Source organism: Halomonas sp. CSM-2 (assembly GCF_002119345.1).
GTDB lineage: Bacteria > Pseudomonadota > Gammaproteobacteria > Pseudomonadales > Halomonadaceae > Vreelandella > Vreelandella janggokensis.
This window is the reverse complement of sequence record NZ_NBYR01000005.1, coordinates 184055-199784: the sequence shown is the minus strand read 5'-3', so window position 1 is coordinate 199784 and position 15730 is coordinate 184055. Positions and strand designations below refer to the sequence as shown.

Annotated in this window: 10 protein-coding genes; 7 read left to right on the top strand and 3 right to left on the bottom strand. The window is 54.7% G+C overall.

Annotated elements, in window-relative coordinates:
- Positions 1-15 precede the first annotated feature (15 nt).
- Positions 16-1488 carry a uroporphyrinogen-III C-methyltransferase gene (locus tag B7L15_RS05890; protein ID WP_085918069.1) on the top strand — a complete coding sequence of 491 codons (1473 nt, stop codon included), beginning with the start codon at positions 16-18 and terminating at the stop codon, positions 1486-1488.
- Positions 1485-2744 carry a heme biosynthesis HemY N-terminal domain-containing protein gene (locus B7L15_RS05885; RefSeq protein ID WP_085918068.1) on the top strand — a complete coding sequence of 420 codons (1260 nt, stop codon included), beginning with the start codon at positions 1485-1487 and terminating at the stop codon, positions 2742-2744. Before B7L15_RS05890 ends, B7L15_RS05885 begins: the two co-directional genes overlap by 4 nt.
- 387 nt (positions 2745-3131) lie before the next feature.
- Here B7L15_RS05885 and B7L15_RS05880 read toward each other — a convergent pair whose 3' ends face one another.
- The 3 genes from B7L15_RS05880 to B7L15_RS05870 all read right to left on the bottom strand — a co-directional run bounded on the left by B7L15_RS05880 (position 3132) and on the right by B7L15_RS05870 (position 7888).
- Entirely contained in the window at positions 3132-4796 is a 1665-nt protein-coding gene (locus B7L15_RS05880; RefSeq protein ID WP_085918067.1) for an electron transfer flavoprotein-ubiquinone oxidoreductase, read from the bottom strand.
- A gap of 25 nt (positions 4797-4821) precedes the next feature.
- Positions 4822-6000, bottom strand: a complete 1179-nt coding sequence (locus tag B7L15_RS05875; protein ID WP_085918066.1) for an acyl-CoA dehydrogenase — start codon at positions 5998-6000, stop codon at positions 4822-4824.
- A gap of 622 nt (positions 6001-6622) precedes the next feature.
- A complete protein-coding gene (locus B7L15_RS05870) occupies positions 6623-7888 on the bottom strand; it encodes a DcaP family trimeric outer membrane transporter (protein ID WP_085918065.1) in 1266 nt (421 codons plus the stop codon).
- 769 nt (positions 7889-8657) lie between these two features.
- On the opposite strand from B7L15_RS05870, the gene B7L15_RS05860 reads away from it, so the two are divergent.
- The 5 genes from B7L15_RS05860 (at position 8658) to B7L15_RS05840 (ending at position 15730) form a co-directional block, all read left to right on the top strand.
- Positions 8658-9818 carry a TAXI family TRAP transporter solute-binding subunit gene (locus tag B7L15_RS05860; protein ID WP_085918063.1) on the top strand — a complete coding sequence of 387 codons (1161 nt, stop codon included), beginning with the start codon at positions 8658-8660 and terminating at the stop codon, positions 9816-9818.
- Positions 9819-9868: 50 nt separating this feature from the next.
- A complete protein-coding gene (locus B7L15_RS05855) occupies positions 9869-11875 on the top strand; it encodes a TRAP transporter permease (RefSeq protein WP_085918062.1) in 2007 nt (668 codons plus the stop codon).
- A 28-nt stretch (positions 11876-11903) separates the two neighbouring features.
- Positions 11904-13052, top strand: coding sequence for a TAXI family TRAP transporter solute-binding subunit (locus tag B7L15_RS05850; RefSeq protein WP_085918061.1), 1149 nt, complete (start codon positions 11904-11906; stop codon positions 13050-13052).
- Between the two features lie 75 nt (positions 13053-13127).
- Positions 13128-14537: an enoyl-CoA hydratase/isomerase family protein gene (locus tag B7L15_RS05845; RefSeq protein WP_085918060.1), complete on the top strand. Its 1410-nt coding sequence runs from the start codon at positions 13128-13130 to the stop codon at positions 14535-14537.
- Complete coding sequence (locus B7L15_RS05840) at positions 14537-15730, top strand: acyl-CoA dehydrogenase family protein (protein WP_085918059.1); 1194 nt, start codon at positions 14537-14539, stop codon at positions 15728-15730. Before B7L15_RS05845 ends, B7L15_RS05840 begins: the two co-directional genes overlap by 1 nt.

The following is a 15730-nucleotide window of genomic DNA, read 5'->3' as shown; positions in this document are numbered from 1 at the left end:
AAGGGCTAGCGACAGATGAGCAAACAAACAAGCGATCAGGACGACACCCAGAAAAACGCGGCGAATACCGCTGGTGAGGACAAGGCGGCGCCGTCGTCATCCTCCACAACCGGCTCCCCTCCTAATGGCGTCCCTGGTAGTCATGGCGACGATTCCAGCCCCTCGACAAACACCTCAGCGTCGTCGCAGACGCCTGCTTCCTCATCCAGTGGTCAGCGCTCACGGCGACGCCAGAAAAGCGCCAAAAACGCCGCTCAGGATACAACCCAGCCAAAGAACCAAGGCGCCAATCAATCAAGCGACGGGCAACAAGCCTCTGCGTCCAGCGATCCCAAGAAGAGTGGCTCTTCACAGGATACCTCTTCCAGCAGCGCAAAAAGTCCTGCTTCGTCGTCAACGCCTTCATCCGGCAACAAGCAAAGCCCGCCGTCCCAATCCACGCCGCCCACTGGCGGCGGCAAAGGCAAAGGCGGGTTTGCCATTGTGTTGGTACTGCTACTGGCGATAGCGGTGGGCGTGGTCGCCTGGCAGGGCTGGCTACGCTTGGAAGCCCAGCAGCAGCGACTTAATGAACTCAGTGAAAGCAGTGCGACGCAACAGGCCGTTGACGACCTTGCCGCGCAGCTTGAAAACGCTCAGGCCCAGCGCGAGCAACAGTTTGACAGCACCATCAGCGAGCTGCGCGATGAGTTTGCCAACTATCGCAGCAACGTCGACGACACCCTGGACGACGTACTGGCGCAACTATCTCAAGAGCAGGAAACCGATGAGCGCGACTGGCTGCATGCCGAAGCCGCTTATTTATTGCGCCTCGCCAACCAGCGTCTGCAGTTGGAAGGTGATGTTGAAGGTGCCACTGCGCTGCTGCGCACCGCCGATGCGCGCCTGGAAGATGCCGACAACCCTGCCTTGACATCCGTCCGGCGGGAAATCGCCAACGAACTGGCCGCCCTTGATGCTGTCCCGCGCCTGGACCGCACCGGGGTCTATCTGGCGCTGAATGCGCAACAGGAACGCGTCGCCGGGTTGCGCCTTTCCCAGGCAGTGGAAGAGCGTGCGGTGACCTCGAGCATCGAGCAGCCGCCCACAGGCACCTTCGAGCGACAACTGGCCCGCTTCGGCGAAGAACTGAAAGACCTGGTGATGATTCGCCACCATGACGAAGCCCTGGAAGCGCTGGTCACGCCGGAGCAGGAATCATACCTGCGCCAAAGTCTGCGGCTGATACTTGAGCAATCCCAGTTAGCCTTGCTCAAAGAAGAGCAGTCGCTTTACGAAGCGAGTATCGACAAGGCGTTGGAACTGATCAACGGTTACTATGACACCTCTCGGGAAGAAACCCAGCGCGTGATCGAGCGCCTTGAAGAACTCAAGGAGGTGACCGTCGAGCCCGAACTGCCGGATATCAGCGGATCGCAACAGGCCATGGCGGAATTTATCGACAACCGCCACGAGTCGCGCCAGCAACAAGAGGGAGGTGAGTCATGAGAAAGCTCATCCTACTGATTGTTGCCGGGCTCGCCGTTGGGGCGCTGTTTGGCCACCTGATGATGTCAGTGCCCGGCTACTGGCTGATACGCGTCGGTGACACCTCGGTGCAAACCTCCTTCTGGTTTGGCCTTGTACTGCTGTTGGCCGCCTTTCTGGTGCTGCATTTTATACTGCGCCTGCTAAGCGGCATGATTCGCCCGGTAGGCCGATTTCGCACCTGGAATAGCCGCGCCCGCAACCGCCGTGCCATGAAGCGCACTGTGCGGGGGCTGGTGGCCATGACCGAAGGGCGCTGGAAACGCGCAGAAAAAACGCTGGTGAAAGCGGCCGATGATTCCAGCACGCCGCTGGTGAACTACCTATCGGCAGCCCTGGCGGCACACTATCAAGGCAACTACACCCAATCCCAAGAGCACATCAATCAAGCCCAACTGACGACGGAAGGTGCTGATACCGCCATTGGCTTGATGCAGGCGCAATTACTGATCGACCGCCAGCAGCCTGAAGAAGCGCTGGCAATTCTTAACCGCTTGGACAAGCAGCTGTCTAATCACCCGCAAGTACTCAAGCTTCTCAAGCAGGTCTTCCTGAGCGTCAACGACTGGGAAGGATTACGCCGGTTGATCCCTCGGTTAGCCGCGCAAAAGCTGATTTCACAGCAGGAGCGCGAAGAACTCGAGTTCAAGGCATACCGTGAGCTGATTATCTTCGAGGCCAAAAATCCGAGCGATATCGAGCGTGTTCGCAGCCTCTGGGCAGACATGCCCGACTACCTGCGCGGCAAGACCGAGCTCATCGTGCTGTACGCCGAGGCCCTGCTACAGGCCAACGAAGACACCATTGCCGAACGGTTGCTGAATCACTCTCTCGATCACCACTGGGATGCCCGGCTTGTGAAGCGTTACGGATTGCTCAATGTCGATCCGTCACGCCAGCTCGTCAAAGCGGAAAAATGGCTTCAGGAACGGCCTAACGACCCCGAGCTGCTGCTTGCCTGCGGGCGATTGTCACTACGCACCGGTAAATGGACCAAAGCACAAGAGTACTTTGAGGCCAGCCAACGCCAACGCCCCAGCGGTGTGGTCTGCGCCGAGCTTGCTCGCCTCTACGCCAGTCTCGGCGAGCATAACAAAAGCCAGCTTTACTACCGCCACAGCGTGGAAATGCTGGCCAAGTCGCTGCCTTCGCTGCCCCAGCCAAGCGATGCCAATGACAGCCAGCCAGACATAAAAAAGACCAAGCGGCGAGCTTAGTAACGAAAGATTGCACTGATTAAGCATGATAGATGAACTGCCTCTCCTCAACGTCGTGGATAGATTGAGGTTGAGGCAATCATGTATTACATAAGCCAGGTTATGATTCAGTCTAACGCAGCACTATCGCCAATGGTCCAGCACCAAGAGACCTACGTATCCCCGCAGCCCACATTGGTTTGGACGTATATAGAGCGAAAATATTTTCCTCAATCGTATAGTATCGAGCATGACGATGTCGTATTCCAAGGTGACCCCTCACTATCGGAGCGGTCAGCTCATTTGTGACAACCCAGATCAAAGTTAAGCCGCTTAATCCAATTCTGATTCTAATAAGTCAGATGTTGCACTTATCAGTTGAGCTCAGGATTTAAACGTCAACAAGCCCTAAAAATTTGGATAATTAGGACCTCCCCCTCCTTCCGGCGCAACCCAGGTGATGTTTTGCGCGGGGTCTTTAATATCGCAAGTTTTGCAGTGAACGCAGTTTTGGAAGTTGATTTGGAACTTGGGCTTTCCCTTATCATCCTCAATCACTTCATAAACACCTGCAGGACAGAAGCGCTGTGCGGGTTCAGCATACTTAGGGAGATTTTCGCGAATCGGCAACCCTGAATCAGCCAAGCGAAGATGGCAGGGCTGGTTCTCTTCGTGGTTGGTATTGGAGAGAAATACCGACGAGGACTTATCGAATGATAGCTTGCCATCCGGCTTGGGGTAGTTAATTTTATCGCATTGATCAGCCAGTTTAAGCGTGCTGTGGTCGGGGATTTTATCGTGAAGGGTAGGCAGCTTGCCACTGAGTAGCTGATTGGCAAAGTTGTATGCCCCACCAAGGATGGGTCCATACTTGTGAATCGCAGGTCCAAAGCTTGCACTTTCTTTTAATTCGGCAAATGCCCAACTTCCTTCCCACTTCTTGGTGAAAGACGTGAGTTCTTGGCCGCCTTCGTCACCGACTTGGAGCGCCTCAAAAACGCTCTCAGCTGCTACCAAGCCGGATTTCATTGCCGTATGTAAGCCTTTGATCTTGGAAAAATTTAGCGTACCCGCATCACAACCGATTAAAAGTCCGCCCGCGAAAGTCATTTTAGGCAAGCAATTGTAGCCACCTTTGGTGATGGCACGAGCCCCATACGCCACGCGCTTGCCGCTCTCCAAATACTGGCTAATGACCGGGTGGTGTTTCATCCGCTGGAATTCATCAAACGGAGAGGTCCAAGGGTTCGGATAAGATAGATCAATGATCAACCCCACCACGACCTGATGATTCTCCGCATGATAGAGGAACCAGCCGCCATGGGTATCGCTATCCAGTGGCCAGCCCGAGCCATGCATCACTAAGCCGGGCTCATGCTTATCAGCCGGAACATCCCACAGCTCTTTTAGGCCGATACCGTAATGCTGCGGATCGCGCCCGGCATCGAGAGCGAACTCTTTGATTAGTCGCTTGCCAAGATGGCCGCGTGCCCCCTCGGCAAAAAGAGTGTATTTGGCACGCAGCTCCATGCCCGGCATATAGCCATCTTTTGACATGCCGTCAGCAGACACTCCCATGTCGCCGATCATGATGCCGCGAACAACCTCATTTTCGATAATAGGCTCCTGAGCGGCAAAACCAGGAAAAATCTCGACGCCCAGTGCCTCTGCCTGCTCAGCGAGCCAGCGGCTTAGATTGCCAGCGCTGATTACATAGCGTGTGATATCCCCGCCGGTATTATGCATGCTCTTCGGCACAAGGACATTAGGTAGCTTCTGCGCTTTTACGGCGTCTCTGAGCAAGTAGACTTCATCGCGGATTACAGGCGTTGTCAGCGGTGTGCCTCGCTCTTCCCAATCGGGGAAAAGCTCCTTTAAAGCGCGGGGTTCAAACACGGCACCCGAAAGAATATGTGCGCCCACCTCTGAGCCTTTTTCCACCACGCATACACTGAGTTCTTTCTTGGCCTCATTAGCCTGTTGCATCAGGCGACACGCGGCGGATAGACCTGACGGTCCCGCGCCGACGATCACAACATCAAACTCCATGCAATCGCGTTCTATGTTTTCCATGTTTGGATGCCTTATTTTTTTAAGTTCAGAAAAACGCCTGTATGCCAGTCTGTGAACGACCCAGAATCAGCGCATGGATATCGTGCGTGCCTTCATAGGTATTGACCGACTCCAAATTCACCATATGGCGAATCACACCATACTCGTCCGACACCCCGTTGCCGCCGTGCATATCTCGCGATAAGCGGGCAATATCCAATGCCTTGCCGCAGTTGTTGCGCTTTATCAAAGAAATCATCTCCGGCGCCCAATTACCGCTATCAAGCAGGCGGCCCACCTGAAGCGCGCTCTGCAAGCCCAGCGTAATTTCGGTCTGCATATCAGCGAGCTTTTTCTGAATCAGCTGATTGGCCGCGAGAGGGCGTCCAAACTGCTTGCGATCTAGCGTGTATTGACGCGCGGCATGCCAGCAGAATTCAGCGCTACCCATAACACCCCAAGCAATTCCGAAGCGCGCTTTGTTCAAACAGCCAAACGGTCCCTTTAAGCCGCTAACATTTGGCAATAAGTTCTCTTCCGGTACAAAAGCGTTATCCAGTACGATCTCGCCGGTGATTGAGGCACGCAATGAGACCTTGCCCTCGATTTTCGGCGCGCTGAATCCCTCAGTGCCCCGCTCAACGATAAAGCCTTTTATCTTATTATCGTGTGCAGCGGATTTAGCCCATACCACAGCGACATCGGCAATCGGGCTGTTGGTGATCCAGATTTTCGCGCCAGTGAGGCGGTAACCGCCATTAACTTTCTCTGCACGCGTGACCATCGAGCCGGGGTCAGAGCCGTGGTCGGGTTCGGTCAAACCGAAACACCCTACCATCTCTCCAGTGGCAAGCTTGGGTAGGTACTTATGCTTCTGTTCCTCGGAGCCATAGGCTTCGATCGGGTACATTACCAACGATGACTGTACGCTCATGGCCGAGCGATAGCCGGAATCGACACGCTCCACTTCACGGGCGATGAGGCCGTAAGCAACATTATTGATGCCAGCGCCACCGTATTCTGTCGATACCGTCGCGCCCAAAAGGCCCAACTCACCCATCTCCGACATGATCTCCCGGTCGAAACGTTCTTCGCGAAATGCTGACAGAACCCGTGGTTGTAATTTTTCTTGGCAGTATTCATATGCTGCGTCACGAATCTGACGTTCTTCGCTGGTCATTTGCTGTTCCAGCAGAAGCGGGTCGTCCCAATTAAAGTGACTCATCCTCTCAGCTCCAACAATTATTGTTTAACAAAGCAAACCAATTATTCGCCAAGCAAAATCAGCAGCTGCAATTGATATGCGATTGACAGACAGTAATATCAATTTTTGAATAATAAAACAATATTTTGCTATGCGGAATTAAAAAATAGATGAATACAGCTCGAAAAGTTTTAACACTGCTTCTTTAATTTTACCTCTGACACTACAAAGCTCTTTTCCGTCGTCCTAAAACATAAAAGACAATGTTAAAACCATTTATAATCAATAATTTATGGAACTACCTCCAATGGCTATGCCCAGAAAATTACCATTCGGAACATGTTGCAAAATAAATACGACTCATCTGTTCGTACTTTGCCAATGGATAATGATGTACCCACCAACACTAGTTCGAAGACCCAATCAGAACCCGCAAGATCACCTGCTGGAACAGCTGGTTTGTGCCGTGGGGTTGCCGAGCTACAGATGGTTTCCCCTCTGTATCGCGCTCTTAGAGTGGTGGATTTTTGCGGCTCGAATCAGGCTGGGGTGTTACTCATCAGCCAGTAGCTGCTGGCGCAGCGATGGCCAGTAATGCACTGGCATCGCATACGAAGCCAGTGCAATCACTATCTAGGAAATGTTAAAAACTATATTGTGCCGAGACGTGCACTCGGTCCAAATCGAAGGCATCACCGTCGACTTCCTCAAGATCGAAGCGCTGGTATTCGATACCGTAGGTAGTGTTCGCCATCGGCGACCACATGAGGTTAACAAAGGCCGTGTCATAGCTATCAGTCATATCACCTGCCCCCGTATCGACCAGCCCGGTACGCGAGTAGGCCAGTGAACTGCGTAATTCATCAGTCCAATAGTGTCGATAGATTGCCGAGGCCCCCCAGGAGTCAACGCCATCAATATTGCCTTCTCCGACCTGCGCATCAGGGTAAGAACGCAGGCCCATGTAACGTCCAAGGTTGCCATAATTAGCCTGTAGACGAAGATCATCCTGCCCAACGGTAGGTAAGCGGGCTGTCACACTGTAGGCGTCTTCCCACTCGCTGTCGTCATCGACCCCGTTGTCGACTTCCAATCGGCGTGCCAGAGCCGCCACCGATACATGCCCCCAATCACCGTCAAAGTTTACCCGCCCAACGATATCCGGAACCGACTGATCATCGCCACCATCTTCAGGGTTCTCAAGAGCAAACTGTAGATTACCGCCCTCGAAAGGTCGGGTATAACGCAATTGCGCCTGACGCACGAAGATGACGCTAGCATGCTGGCCAAAGGCATCGACCTCACCCAACCCATTGAGATCCATAAAGGTCGACCAGGTCTGGCCAGCCAACCAGTTGCCCCAGCTACCGTAGGCATGGCGCAGACGCGGTGCATAGGAGTTACTGACAAATTCGTTGGCCTCACCATCCGCGCCGTAAAAATCCATCTCGACGAATGTCTTAAGCGTATCACCCGCCAGCGGTGTGGCCGTCCCAACGTTCAGGCGGCTCTGGCGCGCGCTAAAGCTAGTGCGGCTACCCAAGTCCTCATCGACGTTACGCAGGGAGCCAGCCGAGACGATCTCGCTAGCCTTGCCATCACTAAATCCGTTGTTGGCTACCGTGGCCTGAGCCTTGACGTATCCGCCAATCGACAGCGTGGTCTCGCCAATCTGCAGATCACCCTTCGGTGTGCGAGTGACAACATTGTCACTTACCGTAGCGACCTCCTCCTTTGTGGAGCTTTGTTGTGACTTGAGTTCGTCAATTTGAGACTGCAGTGCCTGCATCTGAGCTTGCAAGGCCTCGACATCAGCGGGGGCCGTTTGCGCACTCGCTATTCCCATGGGAAGCATCAGGGAAGTGCCGATGATTGTTAATGTTATTTTGCGTTTGAAGGGTCTGAACATGCTATTCCTCATTATTTTTAGGCGCGTGACTGCTTTTCCCCCGTCCCTCTGGGGCAACAGATCGACAAGAGATGTCACGCTGGGATGGCATGAGCACTGCGCTCAAACCGATGGAGCGGGGGATCCGCCCCGCTGCCGCGCCATCTTGGCGCTTGCTCAGTTAACGACTAACTCTATTAAGGGCTGGTGCTGGATAGTCCTCCGAGATGCCCACTTCAATCTCACGTATAACGTTGACGCTCTTGTTGGGCGCATCGCTCTTTGAGGCGAGGGAGCCTTGGCATGCCAGTCAAAATCTTTCCGATCTAATTGTTGTCGGTGTCGTTTATCTGTTTACCGAAGATAACCAGCCGGAGCTTCTCGGCATCGCTAATGTTATATTTTTCTTGTGATTTCGCTATGCAAAATCTAATTTCATATTAAAATGCTAAAACCCCTGAACTAGAACGTCAAGTGCTTCAGCTAGTGCCTATACCAAAGGAGTAAGAGCTAAATGTCTGAATCGAAGAGTAGAGCAGAATATTGGCCAACAGCCGTCTGCGATTCCTAAATAAATTAGCTTGGTAACTGACTGACATCTACCAATTGTCTAGCGGGTTATAACTGCCCATTGTCAATGAGAGCCTCTACCAATAATGACATTGACAGCTACCCAGCGGCTTCTCTACTATCAATTGACCGTTTTGCAAAACCAAGTACCGCACAGCAAAACAATAAAGAGCAGAATGTAACTCAACCATAAGCACAACCACAATAAAGGAGCATCCCAATGCATCCATTTGCGCACCGACTACTCATCGCCGCTTTACCTCTATCACTGCTCGGCGCCGCTGTTAGCCACGCCAGTGACATTGAACTGCCCGGCACCATGGCTTGGACTGCCTACGGCACCAACTCGAGTGGTTACGCCCAAGCCGTGGCCATCGGCAACATGCTGCAGAACAAATACGATTCATCAGTGCGTATTTTGCCCGGTGATAATGACGTATCACGTATGACACCGCTCAAGCAGGGTCGTGTTGACCTGTGCGCCTGCGGAATATCCAGCTACTACGGGGCAGAAGGCGTGATGATGTTTGCCGACCCAGACTGGGGGCCTCAACCGCTGAGAGTCATTACCACCTCCACCGCTTCGTTTGGCCTTTCCTTAGCAGTGGCAGGCGACTTAGACGTTGAAACACCCGCCGACCTCGAAGGTAAACGCATCGCCTATATCCGCGGCGACGATGCACTCAACAAAGGCACCGAAGCATACCTAGCATTTGGTGGCCTGACTTGGGACGACGTCGAACGAGTGGATTACCCTGGCTACGGACGCTCATTCGACGGTATTATCGCCGGTGATGTCGACGCCTCGTTCACCACTACCGTAACCCCGCCCGCCCAGCAGCTTGCCAGCAGCCCACGCGGCATTAGCTGGCCGGTACTAGACCCTGAAGATGAAGCGGGCTGGGAGCGCATGACCGAAGTGGCGCCCTATTTCCGTCCCCATGAAGTCACCGCAGGCGCGGGGGGGATTAGTGCTGACAACCCAGTGCCCAGCGCCAGCTACCCGTACCCCATTGTGGTTGCCAATCAAGACCTGGATGACAACGTTGCTTACGGCTTGATCAAGGCCATGCAGGTAAATTTTGACGACTACAAAGACAACGCGCCCGGCGCCCTTGGCTATGCCTTGGAAGAACAGGATTTTCAATGGGTCATACCCTTTCACGATGCGGTCGTGGAGTACTACAAAGAGATCGATGTGTGGACCGATGAAATGCAGGCCCACCAGGATAAGCTCGTTGAACGCCAGGATGTACTGCTAAGCGCCTGGGAAAGCTTTATGCAAGACGCACCTGATGAGGAAGAAGCATTTACTGCTGACTGGATGGAAGCCCGCGCTGCCGCACTCAGCGAAGCTGGCTTCGAACCGATCTTTGAGTAATACGCCACGGGGCGGCGCTCGCCGCCCCTGCTGATTGACCGGATGCCCCCATGACTACAGAAACCTCGCCTGCTAATCCTCAGCAGGTTAAAGAAAAGATCAGCCAAATTCGTCAGCTTCCCACCGCGCTGCAATGGATTCCAGCCACTGTCACCGTTGTCTTGATGCTGATGACGCTGGATTACCTGTTCAATATCGGCTGGCTTACCTTTGTTACTGGCCTGGAAACGCAGTTTTACTATGCCGTCGTCGCGCTGCTACTTCCATTGGTTTTTCTGCTCTGGCCTCTACGTAGCAGCCTGCAAGAACAGCCTATTCCTTGGTATGATTACCTGCTCAGCGCTTCGACACTCATTGTTGGGGGCTACTTTGTTTATAACGCTGTGCCAATACTGGAGCGCGGTTGGGCGTTTGCTGCCCCGGATGTGGCGATTTACGCCAGCTACGCTTTTTGGCTGCTGATTATTGAAGCATCACGCCGGGCGGGTGGTTTACCGATTGCAATTATTGCGGGTGTGTTCTCGCTCTACCCGCTGGTGGCAGATATTGTCCCTGGCCCTATTCAGGCGTTTCCTTCAAGCCTTGAAGAGACGGCCATGTACCACACCATGAGCACCGAAAGCATCATGGGTGTACCGCTGCAGGCATTCGCCGGCCTGGTTATTGGTTTTTTGGTGTTTGGTGTCGTGCTGCAAAAAAGCGGCGGTGGTAAATTTTTTATTAACCTAGCCTTTGCCTTGTTGGGCCATGTGCGCGGCGGCCCTGCCAAAGTATCGATTTTCTCCAGCGGCCTGATGGGCTCAATGAGCGGCAGCGTCATTAGTAACGTACTGACCACGGGCGTTTTATCGATCCCGGCGATGCGCCGTATTGGTATGAAACGATCCTTTGCAGGTGGGGTGGAAGCCTGTGCCTCAACCGGTGGCGTCCTAATGCCTCCGGTAATGGGTGCCACTGCCTTTGTCATGGCGATGTTCCTTGATATTCCCTACGCCAGTATTGCCCTGGCAGCGGTCATTCCTTCAGTGCTCTACTTTTTAGGCCTGTTTATCCAGATCGACGCCTACGCGGCACGTAACGATATTAAAGGTTTACCCGCCGATGAACTGCCCTCTCTTTGGCAAACCATAAAAGAGGGCTGGTACTTTATCTTCGTTTTCGCATTGTTGGTCTGGATGCTTTTGGTCATGCAGCGTGAAGCTGTAGCGCCCTTTTACGCCACTGCACTGTTATTGGTACTCAATCAACTTTCTAAACACAATCGCTGGGGCTGGAAAGACGTCGGCGATACTCTCTCTTCTGCCGCCAAGTTATTTGCAGAACTGATCGCGATTTTAGCCGGCGTAGGCATGCTGGTAGGTGCGCTCTCCATGACCGGGCTTTCCGGCACCATTGCCAACGACTTTATTAATATCGCCGGTGGCAGCGTACCACTACTGCTGATTATGGGCGCTGCTACAAGCTTCGTGCTGGGCATTGGTATGACCGTCACCGCTGCGTATATCTTCCTCGCCGTCGCGTTGGCACCTGCGCTGATTCAAGGCGGCGGGCTCGATCCCATGGCAGTGCATATGTTCATCCTTTACTGGGGCATGCTGAGCTTTATTACCCCGCCGGTGGCGCTGGGTGCCTTTGCCGCGGCCACTGTGGCTGGCGCCAAGCCCATGGAAACGGGCCTGCAAGCCATGCGTTTGGGTAGCGTGATTTATTTTATTCCTTTCCTCTTCGTGCTTAATCCCGCACTGATTATGCAGGGAGCGCCACTGATGATCGTGGCCGTATTTATCCAAGCCATCATCGGCATCATTTTATTTGCCTCAGCCATGCAGGGTTACCTGATGGGCGTCGGAAGACTGGGGTATGGGACGCTCCAAGAGGGCATTATTCGTGCCCTGGTATTAATTGCCGGCCTGCTATTGGCGCTTCCCGGCGGCGGCATGGTACCGCTTAGTCAATGGGAGTTAATCGGCCTCGGCGCTGCGGCACTGCTACCCGGGGTCGTTTTGGCTCGACTGAGTCAGCGCCATCATCAACGCTCGCTTTCTGCCAGCGCTTAACCTAGCAGGCAAACACACAAGGAAATTTATGCACACAATAACAAGACGCCCTCTCGCAGTTGGCAGCGTGGTAGCTGGAATGCTGCTGCTCGCCAGTCATGTCAACGCCATGCCCAGCACCCTTAACTGGACCGCTTATGGCACAGGCACCAGCGGCAACGCGCAAATCATGGCAATTAGCCAATTGCTGCAGGAAGAGCATGGCACCCAGTCGCGGGTGATCCCCGGTGAAAATGACACCATGCGCATGACGCCATTAAAAACGGGTCGCGTTGATCTTTGCGCCTGCGGCATCGCCAGCTACTACGGCTCCGAAGGCGTAATGATGTTTGCCAGACCTGATTGGGGGCCTCAGCCCATCCGCGTCATTTCAACCTCGATGGCGACCTTTGGGCTAGGCATGGCGGTGGCCGGCGACGTTGAGATCGACTCAATCGCTGACCTAGAGGGCAAGCGGCTGGCTTACCTGCGCGGTGATGACGCGCTAAACAAAGCCGCCGAGGCGTATCTGGCATTTGCCGGGTTAACCTGGGACGACGTTGAACGCGTCGACTTCCCCGGCTATAACGCCGCCTTCGATGGGATTATCAGCGACCGTGCCGATGCCGCCATCACCACAACGGTCACGCCAGCGGCACAGCGTCTTACGGCAAGCCCACGCGGGCTTCAGTGGCCTGAATTACCCGCTGAAGATGAAGCCGGTTGGGAACGCATGCTCGACGTGGCGCCCTACTTTCAGCCACACACCGTGACCTCGGGGGCAGGTATTGATGCCGATCAGCCGCTTGCCAGCGCCAGCTATCCCTACCCCATCATGGTCAGCAATGCCGATCTTGCCCCTGAAACCGTTCGTGGCTTGATCACCACGCTGGTCGAGTCCTTTGACGAATATAAGGACAACGCTCCCGGCGCCAGCGGCTATGCGTTGGAAAACCAGAATATGACCTGGGTAGTGCCTTTCCACGATGCGGTGGTCGACTATTACCGAGAAACTGGCATCTGGACAGACGAGATGGAAGAGCACCAGAACGCCCTGGTTGAACGCCAAACGCTGCTAATGGAAACGTGGCAGGACTATAAGGCTGAGGCGCCGGATGATGAAGAAGCGTTTATAGCGGGATGGATGGAGACGCGTCGTACAGCGCTTGAAGAGGCCGGGCTTAACCCCGTCTTCTAACACTTGATCGTGACGACTGTATAAGCCGCCAGCGGGCGGCTATTTATTCCGCAAAGCGAAATATGGGAGCAAGCAATGTCCGTTCATTACCAGCGCCACGGCGACATAGGCGTTATTCAAATTACCAATCCGCCGGTCAATGCTTTGAGTCGTGCGGTACGCCGTGGCTTAGTCGATGCGCTTGACGAGGGTATTACTGACGCAGATGCTAAAGCGCTGGTCGTGCTAGCCGATGGCCGCACCTTTATTGCCGGAGCGGATATTCGTGAGTTCGGCAAGCCGCCTCAAGACCCTCTACTGCCCGATGTGATCACCCATCTGGAAGCCTGCCCAAAACCGCTGATTGCCGCGCTACATGGCACAGCCCTGGGCGGCGGTTTAGAAGTGGCACTAGGTTGCCACTACCGAGTCGCGCTGGCGGGAGCCCGCGTAGGGCTACCAGAGGTAAAGCTTGGTCTGTTGCCTGGTGCCGGTGGCACCCAGCGTTTGCCGCGCTTAGTGGGCGTTGAGCCCGCATTAGAGATGATTACCAGCGGGCGCTTTGTAGAGGCTGAGGAAGCCTTGGAGGCGGGCATTATCGACGCCATCAGCAATGCAGAAACGCCGCTTGACGCGGGCCTAGCGGCAGCTAAAGAGGTACTGGCAGGTAACCAAACGTCGCGCATCACTGGTCAACTACCACCTCCTTCAGCTGATCCCCAGGCGATCGACTCTACGCTGTCGCGTCTTCACCAAGAATCTCCCGATCTCTTCTCGCCGTTTCGCATTGTTGAAGCGGTGGAGGCCTGCGTGACGGCTGAAACGCTTCAAGATGGCCTGCGCAGCGAGCGGGAACTGTTTTTGGCCTGTATGGACTCCCCCCAACGCGCCGGACTCATTCATCTGTTTTTTGCCGCGCGCAGCCCTCACTTAGTGCCAAATATTGACAACGCCAAGGCTTTTAATCGCGTCGCCCTAATGGGCGAGCATCCGCTATTCGAGCGCCTGCAAAAAGCCGCTCAACGGGCGGGGATTACCCTCACTAGCGCACCTGACGCTGCCACCGAGCTATGTCTACTGGCGCCGAATACGCCCATGGATGCTGCCGTGGGATGCCCCGTCATCAAACTGGACGAGATCGGCATCAGCAGCGGGACTGAGGCAGCATTACAGTTAGTCATCCCCGAGGGCGGCAGCATGGTAGAGCTGGTCAACTTAAGTGCAGAGCCACTGATCCAGCAGCAGGCTGCCCTCACCTTAAAGACGCTAAAAGCCAACGTCATGGTCAGCCAACGACAAAGCCTGCTCAATACCATGCACGCTGAAATTAAAGAAGCATCAGGCAGCGGACGGCAATACGCTTTAGAACAGGCGAGCCTCAGTATCGCCAAAAACGGCTTCTGTTACCGCGAGAGTGACATCGATTTGCTGGGGGTAGAGGCACTGGGCTATCCGCGCCATCTAGGTGGGCCTCACCGCCAGGCAACCCTTAAGGAAACACATTAATGAACCTCACTTTTAGCCCCGAAGAGCAGGCATTCCGTGCAGAGGTACGCCATTTTCTAGCCGATGCGCTACCCAGCGATATTAGCGAACGCGTGCGCTTGGGCCGCCACCTGCGCGCTGATGATCATCTACGCTGGCAGAACATTCTCAGCGAACAGGGTTGGCTCGCCTCTAACTGGCCAAAAGAGCACGGCGGACCAGGCTGGGGACCGGTACAGCGGCATATATTTGATGAAGAGTGCGCCGCGGCCCACGCGCCGACGGTCGTGCCTTTCGGCGTCAACATGGTGGCTCCGGTCATCATGAAATTCGGCAGTATCGAACAGCAACAGCACTATCTGCCGCGCATTTTGAGCAATCAGGATTGGTGGTGCCAGGGCTACTCAGAGCCCGGTGCGGGTTCCGATTTGGCAGGTCTGAATACCCGCGCGGTACGCGATGGCGACCACTATATCGTCAATGGTCAGAAGACCTGGACCACCTTGGGCCAGCACGCCAACATGCTGTTTTGCCTAGTGCGTACCGACCCAGAGGCTAAAAAGCAGGCGGGCATTAGCTTTCTGTTGATCGATATGCAAACGCCGGGGATTACCGTACGACCCATTATTACCCTGGACGGTGCCCACGAAGTTAATGAAATCTTTTTAGACAACGTGCGGGTGCCGGTTGAAAACCGCGTCGGAGAAGAGGGCCAGGGCTGGACCTGCGCCAAATTCCTGCTCACCCACGAACGCACCGGCATTGCAGGGCTTGGCCACGCCAAGCAGGCATTGCGCCACCTGAAGTCTCTCGCCAGCCGGGTTGAGCATCGTGGCAAACCGCTGTTGGACCTGCCCAGTTTCCGCCAGCGGGTGGTCAAAGCCGAGCTTGAGCTGATGGCGCTGGAAGTAACCAATCTACGCGTGATAGCCGCAGCCCGGGATGGCGGCGTGCCCGGCGCAGAAAGCTCGCTGCTGAAAGTGCGTGGCTCAGAGCTGCGCCAGGAGCTAAGCGAGCTCACCCGCCGCGCCCTTGGCCCTGCTGCTCTGCCGTTCTTCCCCGACTTCCTGCATGGTGATGCCAGCCTGGACGATGAGCGCGCCCAAAGCGCCTCCGCCAGTGCTCAATACTTCAATCGCCGCAAGCTGTCGATTTATGGCGGCTCCAACGAAATACAGAAAAGTATTGTCGCCAAAACTATTTTAGCTATGTGA

What these genes read in the sequence shown, in the direction of transcription:
- B7L15_RS05840 (WP_085918059.1), top strand. Translation starts at nt 14,537, where the DNA reads ATGAACCTCACTTTTAGCCCCGAAGAGCAGGCATTCCGTGCAGAGGTA.
- B7L15_RS05845 (WP_085918060.1), top strand. Translation starts at nt 13,128, where the DNA reads ATGTCCGTTCATTACCAGCGCCACGGCGACATAGGCGTTATTCAAATT.
- B7L15_RS05850 (WP_085918061.1), top strand. Translation starts at nt 11,904, where the DNA reads ATGCACACAATAACAAGACGCCCTCTCGCAGTTGGCAGCGTGGTAGCT.
- B7L15_RS05880 (WP_085918067.1), bottom strand. Translation starts at nt 4,796, where the DNA reads ATGGAAAACATAGAACGCGATTGCATGGAGTTTGATGTTGTGATCGTC.
- B7L15_RS05870 (WP_085918065.1), bottom strand. Translation starts at nt 7,888, where the DNA reads ATGTTCAGACCCTTCAAACGCAAAATAACATTAACAATCATCGGCACT.
- B7L15_RS05855 (WP_085918062.1), top strand. Translation starts at nt 9,869, where the DNA reads ATGACTACAGAAACCTCGCCTGCTAATCCTCAGCAGGTTAAAGAAAAG.
- B7L15_RS05885 (WP_085918068.1), top strand. Translation starts at nt 1,485, where the DNA reads ATGAGAAAGCTCATCCTACTGATTGTTGCCGGGCTCGCCGTTGGGGCG.
- B7L15_RS05890 (WP_085918069.1), top strand. Translation starts at nt 16, where the DNA reads ATGAGCAAACAAACAAGCGATCAGGACGACACCCAGAAAAACGCGGCG.
- B7L15_RS05860 (WP_085918063.1), top strand. Translation starts at nt 8,658, where the DNA reads ATGCATCCATTTGCGCACCGACTACTCATCGCCGCTTTACCTCTATCA.
- B7L15_RS05875 (WP_085918066.1), bottom strand. Translation starts at nt 6,000, where the DNA reads ATGAGTCACTTTAATTGGGACGACCCGCTTCTGCTGGAACAGCAAATG.